The organism is Streptomyces sp. NPDC058637, assembly GCF_042717325.1.
Taxonomy (GTDB): Bacteria; Actinomycetota; Actinomycetes; order Streptomycetales; family Streptomycetaceae; genus Streptomyces.
Genome location: NZ_JBHXRD010000021.1, coordinates 15,458 through 30,962 on the forward strand (window position 1 = coordinate 15,458; position 15,505 = coordinate 30,962).

Genomic DNA, 15,505 nt, shown 5'->3' on the forward strand with positions numbered 1-15,505 from the left:
CCCGGCAGCCGTGACGCCACGTCAGCGGTAGTCCTCCGGGTGGCCCTGCATCCAGGTGTCGATGCGGTCCCGGGTGCCGAGCAGCTCGGTGCGGTGCTTCTCCAGATTCGGGGTGGAGACATCGCCGTCCAGCGTCGAACGCAGTGTGCCCACCCAGGCGATGGGCTCCTCGAAGTGGCCCGGCCCCTTCTTGTCCGCCTTCATCGCCTTGTCCAGACGGCTCAGTTCGTCGTTGACCCGGCCCAGGAAGTAGGCGCAGTTACCGTCCCCGGGGGCGCAGCCGTCCTGGTAGGTCGCCTGGAGCCCGGCGAAGGCGTCACGGACCAGCTGCGGCGCGTTCGGGTCCCCCTGGATGATCAGCGTGGGCGACGGCTCCGGCATCCGAGACGCCTTGTCGGCCGCCGCGGCTGCCACGGACGGGTCCACGTACGGGACGTCACCGCCGAGCCCCTCGCCGGTGTCCGCCCGTGTACAGCCCACCAGGCACACCGCCAGAAGCCCGGCCGGAATCGCGGCACGCAGGCCGGTACGGATCAACATGAGGTCCCCCTCGTCGTCTTGGCCCAGACCTTATCGCTACCGGCCGGTCAGCCCGTGAGCCTCGGCACCACGGGGCGGCCGAGCCGGTCGAGCGGAGCCGAAGTGCTTCACCACCAGCGACGCGCTCACCCCGGCGTCGGCCGCGATCGCCTCTTCCGGTGCCCGCGCCGCGGGAACCCGGGCGGTCGTGCGCCCTCCGGAACCGGCGCGCGTTAGCCTCGGACCGCTCGACCTGTACGACCTGTACGACGAGAACGAAGGAAACGAAGGTGGCGGCGATGGCGAAGGTTCCGACAGCGGCGGTGGCGGCGAGCGGGCTCGTCGGCGGATACGGAATCGCCCGGTGGACGGGGAACCGCCCCCTGGGCGGGGTCGCGCTGGCCGCCGCCGGATCGGTGGCCGCCTACGGGTGGAACCGGCAGGCCGGGACCCGGGCGGCCGTCGGGCTGACCGTCGCGTACGTCGCCGCGTTCGCCGGATCTCACCCGCTCGCCAAGAAGGTCGGCGCCTGGCCCGCGGTGTTCGCCGTGGCCGGCGGTGTGGCGGCGGCCTCGTGGGCGGTCACGCGTCGCGGCGCCTGACGCCGCACCGGCGGAGAAAGTCGGTGCCCGGGGATTGAACACGGGCGCCGCGGGGTGCGTACTGAACAGCGACTCCCCCGCGTGACCCGGGGGCGTGCCCGTACGGCAGGACGGACACGCCCCCGGAGCCCATCCCGGGGCGGAGCGCGACCGGGGCGGACCGGCCGTCACGCATCATCCCGGGCGGACGACCCGCACCACGGCCCAGCGGCCTTCCCCGGACGCGACCGGCACGCACCCCGCACGTCCCCGGAGCCATGCCTGGGCGCGACCGGGGCGGACCGCCGCGCCCGCCGGAGCACTCAGGCACGAGGACCGGCGCGTACGAGCGCCGCACGTCCCCGGGGGGCGCGACCGCGCCGCGCCCCCGCCCCTCCGCAGGCTCCCTCTGCGGCGTTACGCGCCCAGCGCTCGCGACACCGTGTAGATCACCAGACCGGCGAGCGCACCCACCACCGTGCCGTTGATCCGGATGAACTGCAGGTCCCGGCCGATGTTCGCCTCGATCTTCTTCGACGTCTGGTCCGCGTCCCAGCCGGCGACCGTGTCGCTGATCAGCGACGTGATCTCCGTACGGTACGTCGTGACGACGTACACCGCCGCGTCCTCCAGCCAGCCCTCCAGCTTGGCCTGCAGCCGCTCGTCCGTAGCCAGCCTGGCACCCAGCGACATGAGCGAGGCCCGGGCCCGCAGACGCAGCTCGCTCCGCTCGTCCTCGGCCGCCGCGATGATCATCGAACGGACGGAGGACCACGCCGAGGCGATGACGTCCTGCACCTCACCGCGCCCCAGGATCTCCGACTTCAGCCGCTCCACCCGGGCCCGGGTGTCCGTGTCCGTCTGGAGGTCGGCGGCGAAGTCCGTCAGGAACGTGTCGATCGCGCCGCGCGCCGGGTGGCCCGGCATGTCGCGCATCTCCGTGACGAAGCGCAGCAGCTCCTTGTAGACCCGCTCCCCCACCCGCTTGTCGACGAACCGCGGTGTCCAGCCCGGCGCCCCGCCCTGCACCGCGTCCATCACCGATTCGCCGTGCTCGACCAGCCAGTCGTGCGCCCGTACGCAGACGAGGTCGACGACCCTGCGGTGACCGCCGTCCGAGACGATCCTCTCCAGCATCTTCCCTATGCCCGGACCGACCTCCGCCGCGTCCGCCCGCCGGGTGATCGCCTCACCGACCACCGCCTGGACGTCGGAGTCCCGCAGCACCGTCAGCGCACCGCGCAGCGCGGTGGCCAGCTCGGCGGTGACCCGGTCGGCGTGCTCGGGCTCGGCCAGCCAGGCGCCGAGCCTCGCACCGACGCCCAGTGCGTGAATCCGGTCACGAACGACGTCCCCGGAGAGAAAGTTCTCCCCCACGAAGGAACCGAGTGACTCCCCGAGCTGGTCCTTCTTGGTGGGGATGATGGCGGTGTGGGGGATGGGCAGGCCGAGCGGGCGCCGGAAGAGCGCCGTGACGGCGAACCAGTCCGCCAGCGCACCGACCATCCCCGCCTCGGCGGCCGCCGCGACGTAGCCCGGCCAGCCGTCCACTCCGGAGTTCTTCGCCCAGGTCGCGAGGACGTACACGAGCGCGACGAACAGGAGCAGACCCGTGGCGGTGGCCTTCATACGGCGCACACCGCGCCGCTTCTCCTCGTCGGCGGCGGTGTACGCGAACACGGCGAGCGGCGTGGCCCGCCGCCCGGTGCCGGCGGTACCCCCGGAAGGGCCGCCCACGCTCGTGCTCCCGCCCCCGGCACCCGCACCGCCGACCGCCCCGGGGTCGTCCGTCCCGGTGCCGTCCGTCCCCGGTGTGTCCGGGCGCCCGGACGTCAGGGGCCGCACCCCCGGCTCGTCACCGCCCCCGGCCCCCGGTGCCGGTCCCGGCCTGCCGGGCCCGCCGCCTCCCGCTCCGGGCTCCGTCCCTTGCCCCGCGTCCTGTTCCATCCGCTCCACCCGTCCGCGTACGCGACACCCCGTGCCGTACGCATTGTCCCTACCTCACCTACTCCCGGGCCGCACGTCGAGTTCCCCGGGGCCTGTCGCATCATGAGACCAGTCCGAACACCGCAAGGAGAAAACCGCACATGCCCAGGCGCCAGGGGTATGCCCTGCTCATCGCCCTCGTCGCAGGCACCGCCGTGCTCGCCGCCGCCGTCGCGTTCGGCACCGCTCGGCTGACCGCGGAACGGCAGCCGACGGCCTCCGGGTCCGGAGCACAGGCCGCGGCGCGCAACCCCGCCGCGCCGGCCAACTCCACCGGCACCTGGGTCGTCACCTGGACCGGAGCACCCGTCACCGGCGAGCCCCACACCGGGAACGGCTTCCCCGGCCGCACCATCCGTAACATCGTGCACACCAGCGTCGGCGGGGACGCCGCCCGCATCACCCTGTCCAACCTCTTCGGCACGACCCCGCTCGTCATAGAGCAGGCCACCGTCAACACCCGCCCCGTGACCTTCCGCGGCCTTCCCACCGTCACCGTCGCCGCGGGCCGGCAGATCGTCAGCGATCCGGTGACCGTCCCCGTCGCACCCGACGCCGAACTCGTCGTCGCCCTGCGCACCCCGCAGGCCGGCGGACCCGTCACCCATCACCCCAACACCCACCGGACGTCCTACCTCGACGACACCGACGGCACCTGGCGGACCACCACGTGGCGCTACCTGACCGCCGTCGACGTCCGCAACGACATCTCGCCCGGCGCCGTCGTCGTGATCGGCGACTCCCTCACCGCGGGCAGCGGCTCCACCACCGACGCCGACAACCGCTGGCCGGACGTCCTCGCCGGCCGCCTGGACCACCGCTACGGAATCGCCAACCAGGGCATCGCGGGCAACCGCCTCCTGCGCGACAGCCCCAGCTACGTCAACGGCCGGGGCGGCCGGGCCGGCGTCCACCGCTTCGAACGCGACGTGCTCTCCGTCGCCGGCGCGAAGACCGTGATCATCGCCCTCGGCATCAACGACGTCCAGCAGACCCCCCAGGAGCCGGACCCGCAACGCATCGTCGACGGACTCCGCTCCCTCACCGAACGCGCCCACGCACGCGGACTCCGCGTCATCGGGACGACCCTGACACCGTTCCAGGGCTTCCCCACCTGGACACCCGAACGCAACGCCGTACGCCTCGCGGTCAACGCGCAGATCCGGGCCGGCGGGATCTTCGACGACTTCGTCGACTTCGACCGGGCCGTACGCGACCCCTACGCGCCCAACCGGATCCTGCCCGCCTACGACTCCGGCGACCGGCTCCACCTCAACGACACCGGCTACCGGACCCTGGGCCGCCTCGTCGACCTCGACACGGTCGCAGGAACACCGAGATCCGACGCGTTCTGACCACACCTCCCCCCGGGAACCCTTCCGGGGCGCTTCTCAGAAACCGTCGGGCTTCTCCAGCCGCCGCCGCTCCGCCTCCTTGAGACGCTGCCGCTGCGCCTTGTTCCACTTCCGGTCCACACCGACCCCGCCCATCAGCGCGAATCCGGTCACCCGCACCCGCGGCGCGCCCGGAGCCGGGTCGCCGTGGTCGGCGTCCTTCGTCTGCTCGTCGAACCCGCCCATGACCCCGATGCCGTTGACCTGGAGGTGCACGTTCGGCGGGACCTTCACCTGCAGCCCGCCCATGATCGCGAAGCACCGGATGACGACATCGCGGTCCTCGAAGTCCGCCTCGCGCAGATCGATCTCGCCGCCGCCCCACATCGCGAACGCGGTGAACACCCGGCCCACCGTCCAGCGCCCCTTGCGGCCGAACCCGCCCCAGAAGGCGACCGCCCACGTCGAGGTGGCGGGCCCGCCGATCCGGCGCGACCAGTCCACGTCCACGGACGAACCGCCGGACACCACCGCCGGACCCACCGGGGCGACCGCCGTACCGGGCACCGGGAGATCACTCACCAGCGGCACTAACTCCCCGTGCGTACGCGCCTTGTACGTCGCGTCGAGCCGCTGCTCGAACTCGTCCATCTCCAGCCGGCCCTCGGCCACGGCCTCCCGCAGGGTCTCGGCGACCCGCTCACGTTCCGCATCGGAGGCACGCATGTCCGGACGTTCACTTGTCATATCGCGCAGCCTATAGAGCAACCCGGAGACCGGCCCAGAGCGAGACACCTACAGGCGCGAACCCGTCGCGTACATCTTCGCGATCACCGCCTCGATGTCCGGCTCCCGCACCGAGAGGTCCACCAGCGGATAGTCCGCCGCGATCCGCGCCACCAACGGCGCCGCGGACGCCGACGCGGGAAACGCCAGCCACTGCCGGGGCCCCTCCACCTTCACCACCCGCACCGAGGGCTCCCCCAGCTCGATCGGCGGCAGCACCCGCTCCAGATCCACCACGAGCGTCCGCTCGCTCTCCCCCACCTCGTGCAGCCCCGCCAGCGCACCGTCGTACACCAGACGACCGTGGTCGATCACCATCACCCGCTTGCACAACTGCTCGATATCGGTCAGGTCATGGGTCGTCAGCAGCACCGTCGTGGACCGCTCCTCGTTCAGGTCCCGCAGGAACTCACGCACCTTGGCCTTCGACACCACGTCCAGACCGATCGTCGGCTCGTCCAGGTACAGCACCTCCGGATCGTGCAGCAGCGCCGCCGCGATGTCGCCCCGCATCCGCTGCCCCAACGACAACTGCCGCACCGGCACGTCCAGCAGCTCGCCAAGGTCCAGAAGCTCCACACACCGGTCCAGGTTCTCCCGGTAACGCCGGTCAGGAATCCGGTACATCCGGTGCATCAACCGGTACGAGTCACGCAACGGCAGGTCCCACCACAACGTCGTACGCTGCCCGAACACCACACCGATCCGGTGCGCCAGCTTCGTACGCTCCCGCGAAGGATCGATGCCCGCCACCCGCAGCCGGCCGCCGCTCGGGGTGAGGATCCCCGTCAGCATCTTGATCGTCGTCGACTTGCCCGCCCCGTTCGGGCCGATGTACCCGACCATCTCACCGCGCGGCACCCGGAAGCTGATGCCGTCCACCGCACGCACCTCGTGCCGCTCCCGGCGCAGGAAACCCGCCTTGCGGCGTACGTCGAAGACCTTCTCGACCCCGTCGAGCTCGATGAAGTCCATGTCCATGCCCACTCCTCAGCTTCCCGTACTGCGATACGCCCGCAGCCCCGCCCGCCAGGCCAGCCCCGCAAGCACCCAGCACAGCCCCGCCACCAACGGCGGCAGGAACGCCACCCACTGAGGCAGCCCCAACGGATAGTCCCTGTCCAGCACATACAGCGCGGGCAGCCAGCTCACGAACGCCAGCGGCACCACGAACGTCACCCCCCGCACCAGATCCCGCGCGAAGACCGACGGCGGGTACTGGAGCAGCGTCGTCCCCCCGTACGTGAACGCGTTCTGCACCTCCGAGGCGTCCTGCGCGAAGAACTGGAACGCCGCGCCCCCCACGAACACCGCCCCGAAGATCGCCGCACCGCTGAGCACCATCACCGGCAGCATCAGCACCTTCAGCGGGGTCCACGCGATGTCCAGCGTCGCCAGGGCATAGCCCAGCACCAGCAGCGCCTGCGTGATCCGGCCCAGCCTGCGCAGCGCGAACCGGTCCGCCGCCACCTGTGCCAGCACCGGCACCGGCCGCACCAGCAGCGTGTCGAGCGTCCCGTCCCGCACCCGCTGCCCCAACCGGTCCACCGACCCCAGCAGCAGATCGCACAGCCCGAACGCGGTCGCCGACACCCCGTACAGGAAGGCGACCTCCGGCAGCGTGTAACCGCCCAGCGCGTCCACGTGCGAGAACATCAGCATGATCGTGACGAAGTCGGCCCCGGTCATCACGAAGTTGCCGATGGTCGTCATCACGAACGACGCCCGGTACGCCAGCGTCGAACGCAGCCACATCGCCACGATCAGCCCGTACGCCCGCACCCCCTCGACCAGCCGCGACCGGTCGGCGAACGCGGTCTCCGGCCGCTCCGGCTCCCGCGCGGCCACCCTCTCCGTCCCGACCTCAGCCACCCTGCACCACCACCCTCCTGGTCGCCACGGACTGCAGCAGCCGCCCCACCAGCAACAGCGCCACCGCCCATCCCGCCTGGAAGGCGTACGCCTTCACCAGACCCCACCCCGTGCGCTTGCCCAGGAACACATCCGCCGGGACCTGCAGCAACGACGACCACGGCAACGCCCGCGCCACCTCGCCGAGCACCCCCGGGAACAACGTCAGCGGCAGCAGCATCCCGGAGAAGAACAACCCGGCCAGCATCGCCATCTGGAGCGCGCCCGCCCCGTCCATCAGCCAGAACGCCGACAGCGCGATCAGGAAACGCAGCGCGAAGCTCACCACGACCCCCAGCAGCACCGACACCAGGAACGCCGGCCACGTCCACAGCGACCCCGGCAGCGCCAGATCGAAGGCCAGCGCCCCCAGCACCATCGGCACGATCCCGCGCGCCAGCAGGTGGAACACCGCCCGGCCCAGATCCCCCGCCAGCCACCACATCTGCAGGTCCGCCGGCCGGTAGAGATCGACCGCGATGTCACCCGTACGGATACGCTCCGTCAGATCGCTCTCGAAGCCGCCGCCCATCATCGCGCAGGTCATCAGCAGGGCCTGCCCCAGCCACACGTACGTCAGCGCCTCGGACTGGTCGTAACCGCCCAGCTGCGGACGCTCGTCCCACAGGGCGATGTAGGTGTAGGCCAGGATGAAGCCGAAGACGGTGTTCGTGAACACCCCCGCCGCCGTCGCCGCCCGGTACGTCGCATGCCGCCGGAAACCCCCGGCCGCCACCACCGCGTAGAGCCGCACCGCGCCCCCTCCCCCGCTCGCCGAGCCAAAGCGCACGACCCTAGTCGACCGCGCTGACCCGCCGCGACCCTTTTTCACGGGGAGCGGTGCGGGGGTTATTCGACTGAAAAGTGCACTATGGGATAACTGTCCGCAGCCGAGGAGCCTCCACAGCCATGAGCCACGAGCCACCGCAGAACAGCGGAGACACTGGTCAGCAGGGCCCCGCGGGCTGGCCGCCGCGTGACCCCACGGCCGCGGCAGCCACCCCGGGCCCACAGCCCCCGGACGGCGCGCACCACCGCGAAGGGCGCACAGAACGCGTCAGGCGGCCCAGACGCACCGGTTGGCGCCGGGCCGTCCCCACCTGGCGCACGACCCTCGGCGGCGCCCTCCTCCTCGGCCTCCTCCTCGTGGGCGGATTCCTCGTCGGCTACCAGCTCGTCGGCATCCCCGCCGCCAACGCCAGCGCCACCGCCCAGTCCAACGTCTACCTCTACGCCGACGGCACCGTCATCGCACGCGACGGCGAGATCAACCGGGAGAACGTCCCCCTCCACCGCATCCCCCGCACCGTCCAGCACGCCGTACTCGCCGCCGAGGACCGGGACTTCTACTCCGAGCCCGCCATCGACGTCAAAGCCATGACCCGCGCCGGCTGGAACACCCTCACCGGCAAAGGCCGCCAGGGCGGCTCCACCATCACCCAGCAGTACGTCAAGAACTACTACCTCGGCCAGGAACAGACCCTCGTCCGCAAGGCCAAGGAATTCTTCATCTCGATCAAACTCGGCCGCGAACAGAGCAAGGACGAAATCCTCGAGGGCTACCTCAACACCAGCTACTTCGGCCGCAACTCCTACGGCATCCAGGCCGCCTCCCACGCCTACTACGGCAAGAACGCCGAAGACCTCGACACCGGCGAAGGCGCCTACCTCGCCTCACTCCTCAACGCCCCCAGCGCCTACGACGTCGTCGCGCACCCCGAGAACGAACAGGCGGCCCTCGCCCGCTGGAACTACGTACTCGACGGCATGGTCAAGGAGAACTGGCTCGGTACCGCCGAACGCGGCGCCATGACCTTCCCCGTCCCCGGCCCCGCCAAGCCCGCCACCGCCCTCTCCGGCCAGCGCGGCTACCTCGTACAGGCCGTCGAGGACTACCTCACCGGCAACGGGATCGTCGACGAGAAGACCCTCGCCACCGGCGGCTACCGCATCACCACCACCCTCCAGAAGAAGAAGCAGAACGCCCTCGTCGAAGCCGTCGAGGAGAACGTCCTCTCCCACACCAGCGAGGACCGCGAGGCCGACCGCGACGTCCGCGTCGGCGGCGCCTCCATCGACCCCGCCACCGGACACGTCGTCGCCATGTACGGCGGCATCGACTACACCAAGCAGTACGTCAACAACGCGACCCGCCGCGACTACCAAGTCGGCTCCACCTTCAAACCGTTCGTCCTCGCCGCCGCCGTCGCCAACGGATCCACCACCCAGGACGACCGGGCCATCACCCCCAACACCCGCTACGACGGCACCAACGAACGCACCGTCCAGAGCGCCGCCGGACCCACCGACTACGCACCCGCCAACGAGGACGACGTCGACTACGGCTCCCTCACCGTCCGCGAAGCCACCGACAAGTCCGTCAACGCCGTCTACGCACAGATGGCCCAGGACGTCGGCCCCGCCGCGGTCAGGGACACCGCGATCGCCCTCGGCATCCCCCGCACCACCCCCGACCTCACCCCGTCCCCCTCCATCGCCCTCGGCCCCGCCACCGCCAGCGTCGTCGACATGACCGCCGCGTACGCCACCCTCGCCGACCACGGCAGACAACGTCCGTACACCCTCGTCGCCAGGATCAGCAAGAACGGCACCGCGCTCGGCCTGCCCTCCCGCACCACCCGGCAGGCCGTCAGCCGCGAAGCGGCCGACACCACCACCTCCGTACTGCGGAGCGTCGTCGAAGGCGGCACCGGCACCGCCGCCCGCGCCGCGAACCGCCCCTCCGCGGGCAAGACCGGCACCGCCGAGGAGGACAAGGCCGCCTGGTTCGCCGGCTACACCCCCGACCTCGCCACCGTCATCGCCGTCATGGGCCAGGACCCCGCCACCGGCGTACAGAAACCCCTGTACGGAGCGCTCGGCCTCGCCCGCATGAACGGAGGCGGCCCACCCGCCCGGACCTGGGCCGCGTACACCGCCGCCGCACTCGAATCCAGCGAAGCACAGGAATTCGAACTGGAAGCCGAGGAAGGCCCCGAGGAACTCGATCCCGACGAGGACACCGGGGAAACCGGACAGCCCGACGAGAACGAGGCCGAGGACGAGGCCGAGGAAGCCGGCAACACCGAGTCCCCCGCGTCCGACGGCCCGCGCCGCCGCCGCACCGGCCCCACGGCCGCCCCGGAAACCCCCGCAGCCACCACCCCGGCACGCACGCCCCCGAGCGCCCCAGCACTCCGGGAACCCACACCCGCCGCCCCGGGCCCACCCGAACGCGACCGCTTCGAGGACGACGGCTTCATCGAAGGCGCACGGGGCCCGGGCCGCTGACCCGTCAGCGGCCCGGGCGTCGTCAGTACCCGGACGTCAGGTGCCTGGACATCGACATCAGTGCCCGGACGTCGCCTTCAGACCCACCACCGCGACCAGCAACAGACAGACGAAGAGGATACGGGCCGCCGTCACCGGCTCGTTCAGGACCACCATGCCCAGCACCGCGGCACCCGCCGCACCGATCCCGACCCACACCCCGTACGCCGTACCGATCGGCAGCGTCTTCGCCGCGTGCGACAGCAACACCATGCTGGCCACGATCCCCAGCCCCGTGAACACACTCGGCCACAGCCGCGTGAACCCCTCGGTGTACTTCATCCCGATCGACCAGCCCACTTCCAGCAGACCGGCCACGATCAACAGAACCCACGCCACGACAGACCTCCACGACGAAACACGCGATCAACACGGATGCGTCGTCTTTGCGGAAACCCGGTACGGCGCGTCTCGTCGGGATCCATCCACCGTAGCAAAAGGAGGCGGACAGCCAAAAGGCCTGGTGACAGCAGTCACCAGGCCACCCGCACCCACAGATCCGGCCTACAGATACAGCCCGGTCGAATCCACCGACCCCTCGAACCGGTCCGCGGCCACCGCATGCAGATCCCGCTCCCGCATCAGCACGTACGCCACGCCCCGCACCTCGACCTCCGCACGGTCCTCCGGGTCGTACAGCACCCGGTCACCCGGCTCCACGGTCCGCACGTTCTGACCGACCGCGACCACCCCGGCCCACGCGAGACGCCGGCCGACCGCCGCCGTAGCCGGAATCAGGATCCCGCCGCCCGAACGCCGCTCGCCCTCGGGCGAATCGGACCGGACCAGCACACGGTCGTGCAGCATCCGGATGGGCAGCTTGTCGTCGGTGTCGTTGCTCACGCCCCGAAACCTACCTGCCCCACACCGGCCCGTACGTCCCCGGGCACCCCGGAATCCTCCCTCAGCGCCTCTTCCGCCGCGCCGGCACCGTCAGCAACACCACCGCGCCGACCACCAGCAGCGCCACCGGGATCACCCGCTCCAACCGCGGCGAGCCGTCCTCCGACACGAACTGGGCCTTCACGTCCGACACCGACCGGTTCACCGCGACGTACGCACGCCCCGCCGTCCGGTCGACCGTCGACGCCACCTTGGCCTTCGCGTCACCGATGATCGTCTTCGGGTGCACCCGCACCCCGATCTCGTCCAGCACCACCGCAAGCTGCTCACGCCTGCTGATGATGTCCGCCTCGATCTGCGCAGGGGTCCTGGTATCCGACACTGCGCCGCCTCCGTGGTCGTCGTCGGGTAAACCTTCATCGACAGTCTGTCAGCTCGACCGCCCGTACACCCGGCGGCACCCCCTATTACGCTCGGTCCCACACACCCCGCGTGCCACTCGAGGAGAAACATGAGCGAGCGACTCCAGGCCGGCGACACCGCTCCCGCCTTCACCCTTCCGGACGCCGACGGCAACGAGATCTCGCTCGCGGACCACAAGGGCCGCAAGGTCATCGTCTACTTCTACCCAGCCGCGCTTACCCCGGGCTGCACCAAGCAGGCCTGCGACTTCACCGACAACCTGGACCTCCTCGCCGGAGCCGGGTACGACGTCATCGGCGTGTCCCCCGACAAGCCCGAGAAGCTCGCCAAGTTCCGCGAGAAGGAAGACCTCAAGGTCACACTGGTCGGCGACCCCTCCAAGGAGACCCTGGAGGCGTACGGCGCCTACGGCGAGAAGAAGCTCTACGGCAAAGTGGTGACGGGCGTCATCCGCTCGACGATCGTCGTCGACGAAGAGGGCAGGGTGGAGCGGGCTCTCTACAACGTCAAGGCGACCGGCCACGTAGCCAAGATCATCAAGGATCTCGGCATCTGAGGTGAACAACCTGTGAGCGACTTCGCAATCGTGCACGGATTCGGTTTGCGACCGCCATGACCGCGCAGAAGCCTTTCCTGGAACCCCCTTCGAGGAAAGGAACCGGCCATGGCGGCCCCCGACCCCCACCAGGCGGCCGACCCGGAAGCGGTCAAACGTCATCCCGCGCTCTTCCGCGCCATCAGGAAGCGCCGCAACCCCCGGCTCCGTCGGACCGACATCACCGTCACCGACGACCAGGCGGTCAAGCGCGCGGTCAAGGCGGCGTCGCTCGGTAACGCCATGGAGTGGTTCGACTTCGGCATCTACTCCTACCTCGCCGTCACCATCGGGCACGTCTTCTTCCCGTCGGGGAACGACACGACGCAGCTCCTCTCCTCCTTCGCGACCTTCGCCGTGGCCTTCCTCGTACGCCCACTCGGGGGGATGTTCTTCGGACCCATGGGCGACAAGATCGGCCGCAAGAAGGTCCTCGCCCTCACCATGATCCTCATGGCGATCGGCACCTTCGCGATCGGGCTCATCCCCTCCCACGGCACGATCGGCCTCTGGGCCCCCGCCCTGCTGATCCTCTTCCGGATGCTCCAGGGCTTCTCCACGGGCGGCGAGTACGGCGGCGCCTCCACCTTCATCGCCGAATACGCCCCCGACAAGCGCCGCGGCTTCTTCGGCAGCTTCCTCGAATTCGGCACCCTGGCCGGCTACGTGGGCGCCGCGGGCCTGGTCACCGCCCTGTACGCCCTCCTGGACACCGGCCAGATGGAGTCCTGGGGCTGGCGCATCCCGTTCCTCGTCGCCGGCCCCCTCGGCCTGGTCGGCCTCTACCTGCGTCTGCGCCTGGACGAGACCCCCGCGTTCCAGAAACTGGAAGGCGGCACGGCACACGCGAGCGAGGCCGCGAACGGCGTCGAGTCCACCGCCAAGGGCGACCTCGCCAAGATCTTCCGCGAGTACTGGCCGACGCTGATCCTCTGCATCGCCCTGGTCGGCGCGTACAACATCACCGACTACATGCTGCTGTCGTACATGCCGACGTACCTCTCCGACGAACTCGGCTACAGCGAGACACACGGCCTGCTGATCCTGCTCGCCGTGATGGTCTTCCTGATGCTGATCATCAGCCAGGTCGGCAAGCTCTCCGACCGCTTCGGCCGTAAGCCCCTGCTGATGACGGGCATGCTCGGCTTCCTCTTCCTCTCCCTGCCCGCGTTCCTCCTGATCCGCCAGGACGGCATCCCGGCGATCACGATCGGCATGCTGATGCTGGGCCTGTCCCTGGTCTGCATGCTCGGCACGATGTCCGCGGCCCTCCCGGCCCTGTTCCCCACCAACGTCCGCTACGGCTCCCTGTCGGTCGGCTACAACCTCTCGGCGTCGATCTTCGGCGGTACGACTCCGCTGGTGATCACCGCCCTGATCAGCTGGACCGGCTCGAACCTGATGCCCGCGTACTACGCGATGGCGGCGGCGCTGGTGGGCGTGATCGCGGTGGCCTGCATGAAGGAAACCGCCAACCAGCCCCTGGCCGGCTCCCCGCCCTCGGTGGAGACGGCGGAGGAAGCGGCGGAACTGGTCCACGCCCAGAGCCCGGACCCGAAGTTCTGACCCGCGCTCCTCACGGGAGGGGTCCGTACCGCCTCCTCTGAAGCGGTACGGACCCTTCCGCATCTCGTCGCATTCCGGACGTGACCATCCGATTAACGGTTCGTTGCGCCGTACGAGGCTGCGAACGCGCGGCCGGATACGGAGGGATGCATGTCGCTTCGGTACACGCGCGAACTGCTCGAAGAGGCAGCGTGCAGGACGACCAATGCCGATGATGCGGTGCGGTGGTGCGGTGGGACGCCCACGCCGGGAAGCCGGAGATACCTACGGAACAAGGCCGCCCAGTGGGGACTGGACATCTCTCACTTCACTGACGCGCGAGTACGCCACACCGAAGAAAAGCTACGTGAACTGGTTGCCCGCTCCTCAAGTGTGGCCGAGGTCGTACGCCACTTGGGTATCAGCCCCGTGGGCGGCAATCAGGCGCACATCAGCCGCCGTATCGCCGCACTCCGGATCGATACATCGCACTTCCTGCGAACTCCGCCCCACAGGCCCAAAGGGGCCCTGGGAGACCGTCTGATTCTCGGTTCGCCCTCGGACGGCCGGGTCCCCGGCGAACGGCTGCGCCGAGAACTCGTCCGCAAGGGAATGGAGGATACGTGCGCCGCGTGCGGCAACGAAGGCGTATGGCAAGACCTGCCGCTCCGGCTCGAAGTGGATCACATCAACGGCGATTGGTGGGACAACCGTCCGGAGAATCTCCGGATCCTGTGCCCCAACTGCCACGCCTCGACGGATACGTACCGCGGCCGCAAGCGCAGGCGGGCAGCTTGAGTAAGTACCCCCGAGCCCTGCTCGAACAAACCGCCGCTACCGCTACCAGCCTCGTCGACGTCCTGCGCCGCCTCGGTGCACCACTGGGCAGCAGGACCAGCCGTTACGTACGCGGCCGGCTCGAGCATTACGGCATCGACACGTCGCACTTCGAACAGGAGGCCCTGCCGGATCGAAAGCGCCAGGCGTACCCGGAAGAACTCCTGGCCGAAGCCGCCGCCCACTCGTGCAGCATCCGGGAAATGTTCCAGTACACGGGCCTGCAATCGAGCGACAGTCCGTACGGCCATGTGCGCGGCAGGATTGACCGCCTGGGAATCGATACCTCCCACTTCACCAGCGGACGCCGACACGGAACGCCTTCCACGACCCGCCACGAACTCACAGCCGCCGTCGCCGAGTCACGCAGCCTCGCCGGCGTCTTGAAACTCCTGGGCAGGGCCGACAACGGCGGCGCCCGCGCCCGCCTGAAAAGGGATATCGAGACGTACGGCCTGTCAACCGCCCATTTCATCGGCCAGCACCATGCTCTTGGCACACGCTCCCCGTACCGCAAGACCGCAGCCGAAATCCTGCTCCGCATGGAAACCGGAGCACCCCGGACGAGCACGGCACTCCTACGACGAGCACTCGACGATCTCGGAGTTCCCCACGAGTGCGCGATATGCGGCACCGGTGACACGTGGAGGGAGAGACGCCTCGTGCTGGAGATCGACCACATCAGCGGCGACCGGCTCGACAACCGGGCGGCAAACCTGCGCTACCTGTGCCCGAATTGCCACACGCTGACCGGCACATGGTGTCGTAACCGGTTCCGAACCGGGGCAGCGGCCGATTAGCCTCTTCCTGCCCAC

At 69.9% G+C, this 15,505-nt stretch carries 16 protein-coding genes and 1 riboswitch; of the genes, 7 read left to right on the forward strand and 9 right to left on the reverse strand.

Translation table 11 applies throughout. The annotated features are described in order from the left end of the window. Positions 1-21: 21 nt before the first annotated feature. Positions 22-540: a hypothetical protein gene (locus tag ACFWVP_RS21660; protein WP_384498863.1), complete on the reverse strand. Its 519-nt coding sequence runs from the start codon at positions 538-540 to the stop codon at positions 22-24. Between the two features lie 278 nt (positions 541-818). On the opposite strand from ACFWVP_RS21660, the gene ACFWVP_RS21665 reads away from it, so the two are divergent. Further along, the gene (locus ACFWVP_RS21665; protein ID WP_384498864.1) at positions 819-1,121 is read left to right on the forward strand and encodes a hypothetical protein; all 303 of its coding nucleotides are present in this window, start codon (positions 819-821) and stop codon (positions 1,119-1,121) included. 396 nt (positions 1,122-1,517) lie between these two features. On the opposite strand, the gene ACFWVP_RS21670 is transcribed toward ACFWVP_RS21665, so the two are convergent. After that, complete coding sequence (locus tag ACFWVP_RS21670; protein ID WP_384498866.1) at positions 1,518-3,047, reverse strand: DUF445 domain-containing protein; 1,530 nt, start codon at positions 3,045-3,047, stop codon at positions 1,518-1,520. Between the two features lie 140 nt (positions 3,048-3,187). Between ACFWVP_RS21670 and ACFWVP_RS21675 the strand changes: the two genes are divergently transcribed. After that, complete coding sequence (locus tag ACFWVP_RS21675; RefSeq protein WP_384498868.1) at positions 3,188-4,441, forward strand: SGNH/GDSL hydrolase family protein; 1,254 nt, start codon at positions 3,188-3,190, stop codon at positions 4,439-4,441. Positions 4,442-4,477: 36 nt separating this feature from the next. Here ACFWVP_RS21675 and ACFWVP_RS21680 read toward each other — a convergent pair whose 3' ends face one another. The 4 genes from ACFWVP_RS21680 to ACFWVP_RS21695 are packed head-to-tail and all read right to left on the reverse strand — an operon-like array spanning position 4,478 to position 7,871. Next, the gene (locus tag ACFWVP_RS21680; protein ID WP_384498869.1) at positions 4,478-5,167 is read right to left on the reverse strand and encodes a DUF1707 domain-containing protein; all 690 of its coding nucleotides are present in this window, start codon (positions 5,165-5,167) and stop codon (positions 4,478-4,480) included. Positions 5,168-5,215: 48 nt separating this feature from the next. After that, a complete protein-coding gene (locus ACFWVP_RS21685; protein ID WP_384498870.1) occupies positions 5,216-6,187 on the reverse strand; it encodes an ATP-binding cassette domain-containing protein in 972 nt (323 codons plus the stop codon). A gap of 9 nt (positions 6,188-6,196) precedes the next feature. Next, on the reverse strand, positions 6,197-7,078 hold the full coding sequence (locus ACFWVP_RS21690) for an ABC transporter permease (protein ID WP_384498871.1): 882 nt from the start codon (positions 7,076-7,078) through the stop codon (positions 6,197-6,199). Next, on the reverse strand, positions 7,071-7,871 hold the full coding sequence (locus tag ACFWVP_RS21695) for an ABC transporter permease (RefSeq protein ID WP_384498873.1): 801 nt from the start codon (positions 7,869-7,871) through the stop codon (positions 7,071-7,073). Before ACFWVP_RS21695 ends, ACFWVP_RS21690 begins: the two co-directional genes overlap by 8 nt. A gap of 155 nt (positions 7,872-8,026) precedes the next feature. Between ACFWVP_RS21695 and ACFWVP_RS21700 the strand changes: the two genes are divergently transcribed. Beyond that, complete coding sequence (locus ACFWVP_RS21700; RefSeq protein WP_384498874.1) at positions 8,027-10,408, forward strand: transglycosylase domain-containing protein; 2,382 nt, start codon at positions 8,027-8,029, stop codon at positions 10,406-10,408. Positions 10,409-10,465: 57 nt separating this feature from the next. Here the strand turns inward: ACFWVP_RS21700 and ACFWVP_RS21705 are convergent, their stop codons facing one another. The 3 genes from ACFWVP_RS21705 to ACFWVP_RS21715 all read right to left on the reverse strand — a co-directional run bounded on the left by ACFWVP_RS21705 (position 10,466) and on the right by ACFWVP_RS21715 (position 11,672). Beyond that, positions 10,466-10,786 carry a DMT family transporter gene (locus ACFWVP_RS21705; protein WP_384498876.1) on the reverse strand — a complete coding sequence of 107 codons (321 nt, stop codon included), beginning with the start codon at positions 10,784-10,786 and terminating at the stop codon, positions 10,466-10,468. Between the two features lie 35 nt (positions 10,787-10,821). After that, a riboswitch (guanidine-III (ykkC-III) riboswitch) is annotated at positions 10,822-10,896 on the reverse strand. Positions 10,897-10,951: 55 nt separating this feature from the next. Further along, positions 10,952-11,290, reverse strand: coding sequence for a GroES family chaperonin (locus ACFWVP_RS21710; RefSeq protein WP_384498877.1), 339 nt, complete (start codon positions 11,288-11,290; stop codon positions 10,952-10,954). Positions 11,291-11,351: 61 nt separating this feature from the next. Further along, positions 11,352-11,672 (reverse strand): DUF3618 domain-containing protein, encoded by a 321-nt coding sequence (locus ACFWVP_RS21715; RefSeq protein ID WP_384498878.1) that lies wholly within the window; start codon positions 11,670-11,672, stop codon positions 11,352-11,354. Positions 11,673-11,801: 129 nt separating this feature from the next. On the opposite strand from ACFWVP_RS21715, the gene bcp reads away from it, so the two are divergent. The 4 genes from bcp (at position 11,802) to ACFWVP_RS21735 (ending at position 15,490) form a co-directional block, all read left to right on the forward strand. Continuing rightward, positions 11,802-12,269: a thioredoxin-dependent thiol peroxidase gene (gene bcp / locus ACFWVP_RS21720; RefSeq protein WP_384498879.1), complete on the forward strand. Its 468-nt coding sequence runs from the start codon at positions 11,802-11,804 to the stop codon at positions 12,267-12,269. Positions 12,270-12,377: 108 nt separating this feature from the next. Next, on the forward strand, positions 12,378-13,874 hold the full coding sequence (gene proP / locus ACFWVP_RS21725) for a glycine betaine/L-proline transporter ProP (RefSeq protein WP_384498880.1): 1,497 nt from the start codon (positions 12,378-12,380) through the stop codon (positions 13,872-13,874). A 150-nt stretch (positions 13,875-14,024) separates the two neighbouring features. Further along, positions 14,025-14,651 carry an HNH endonuclease gene (locus tag ACFWVP_RS21730; protein ID WP_384498882.1) on the forward strand — a complete coding sequence of 209 codons (627 nt, stop codon included), beginning with the start codon at positions 14,025-14,027 and terminating at the stop codon, positions 14,649-14,651. Beyond that, positions 14,648-15,490, forward strand: coding sequence for an HNH endonuclease (locus ACFWVP_RS21735; protein ID WP_384498884.1), 843 nt, complete (start codon positions 14,648-14,650; stop codon positions 15,488-15,490). The genes ACFWVP_RS21730 and ACFWVP_RS21735 overlap by 4 nt, the downstream gene beginning before the upstream one ends. Positions 15,491-15,505: the final 15 nt, after the last annotated feature.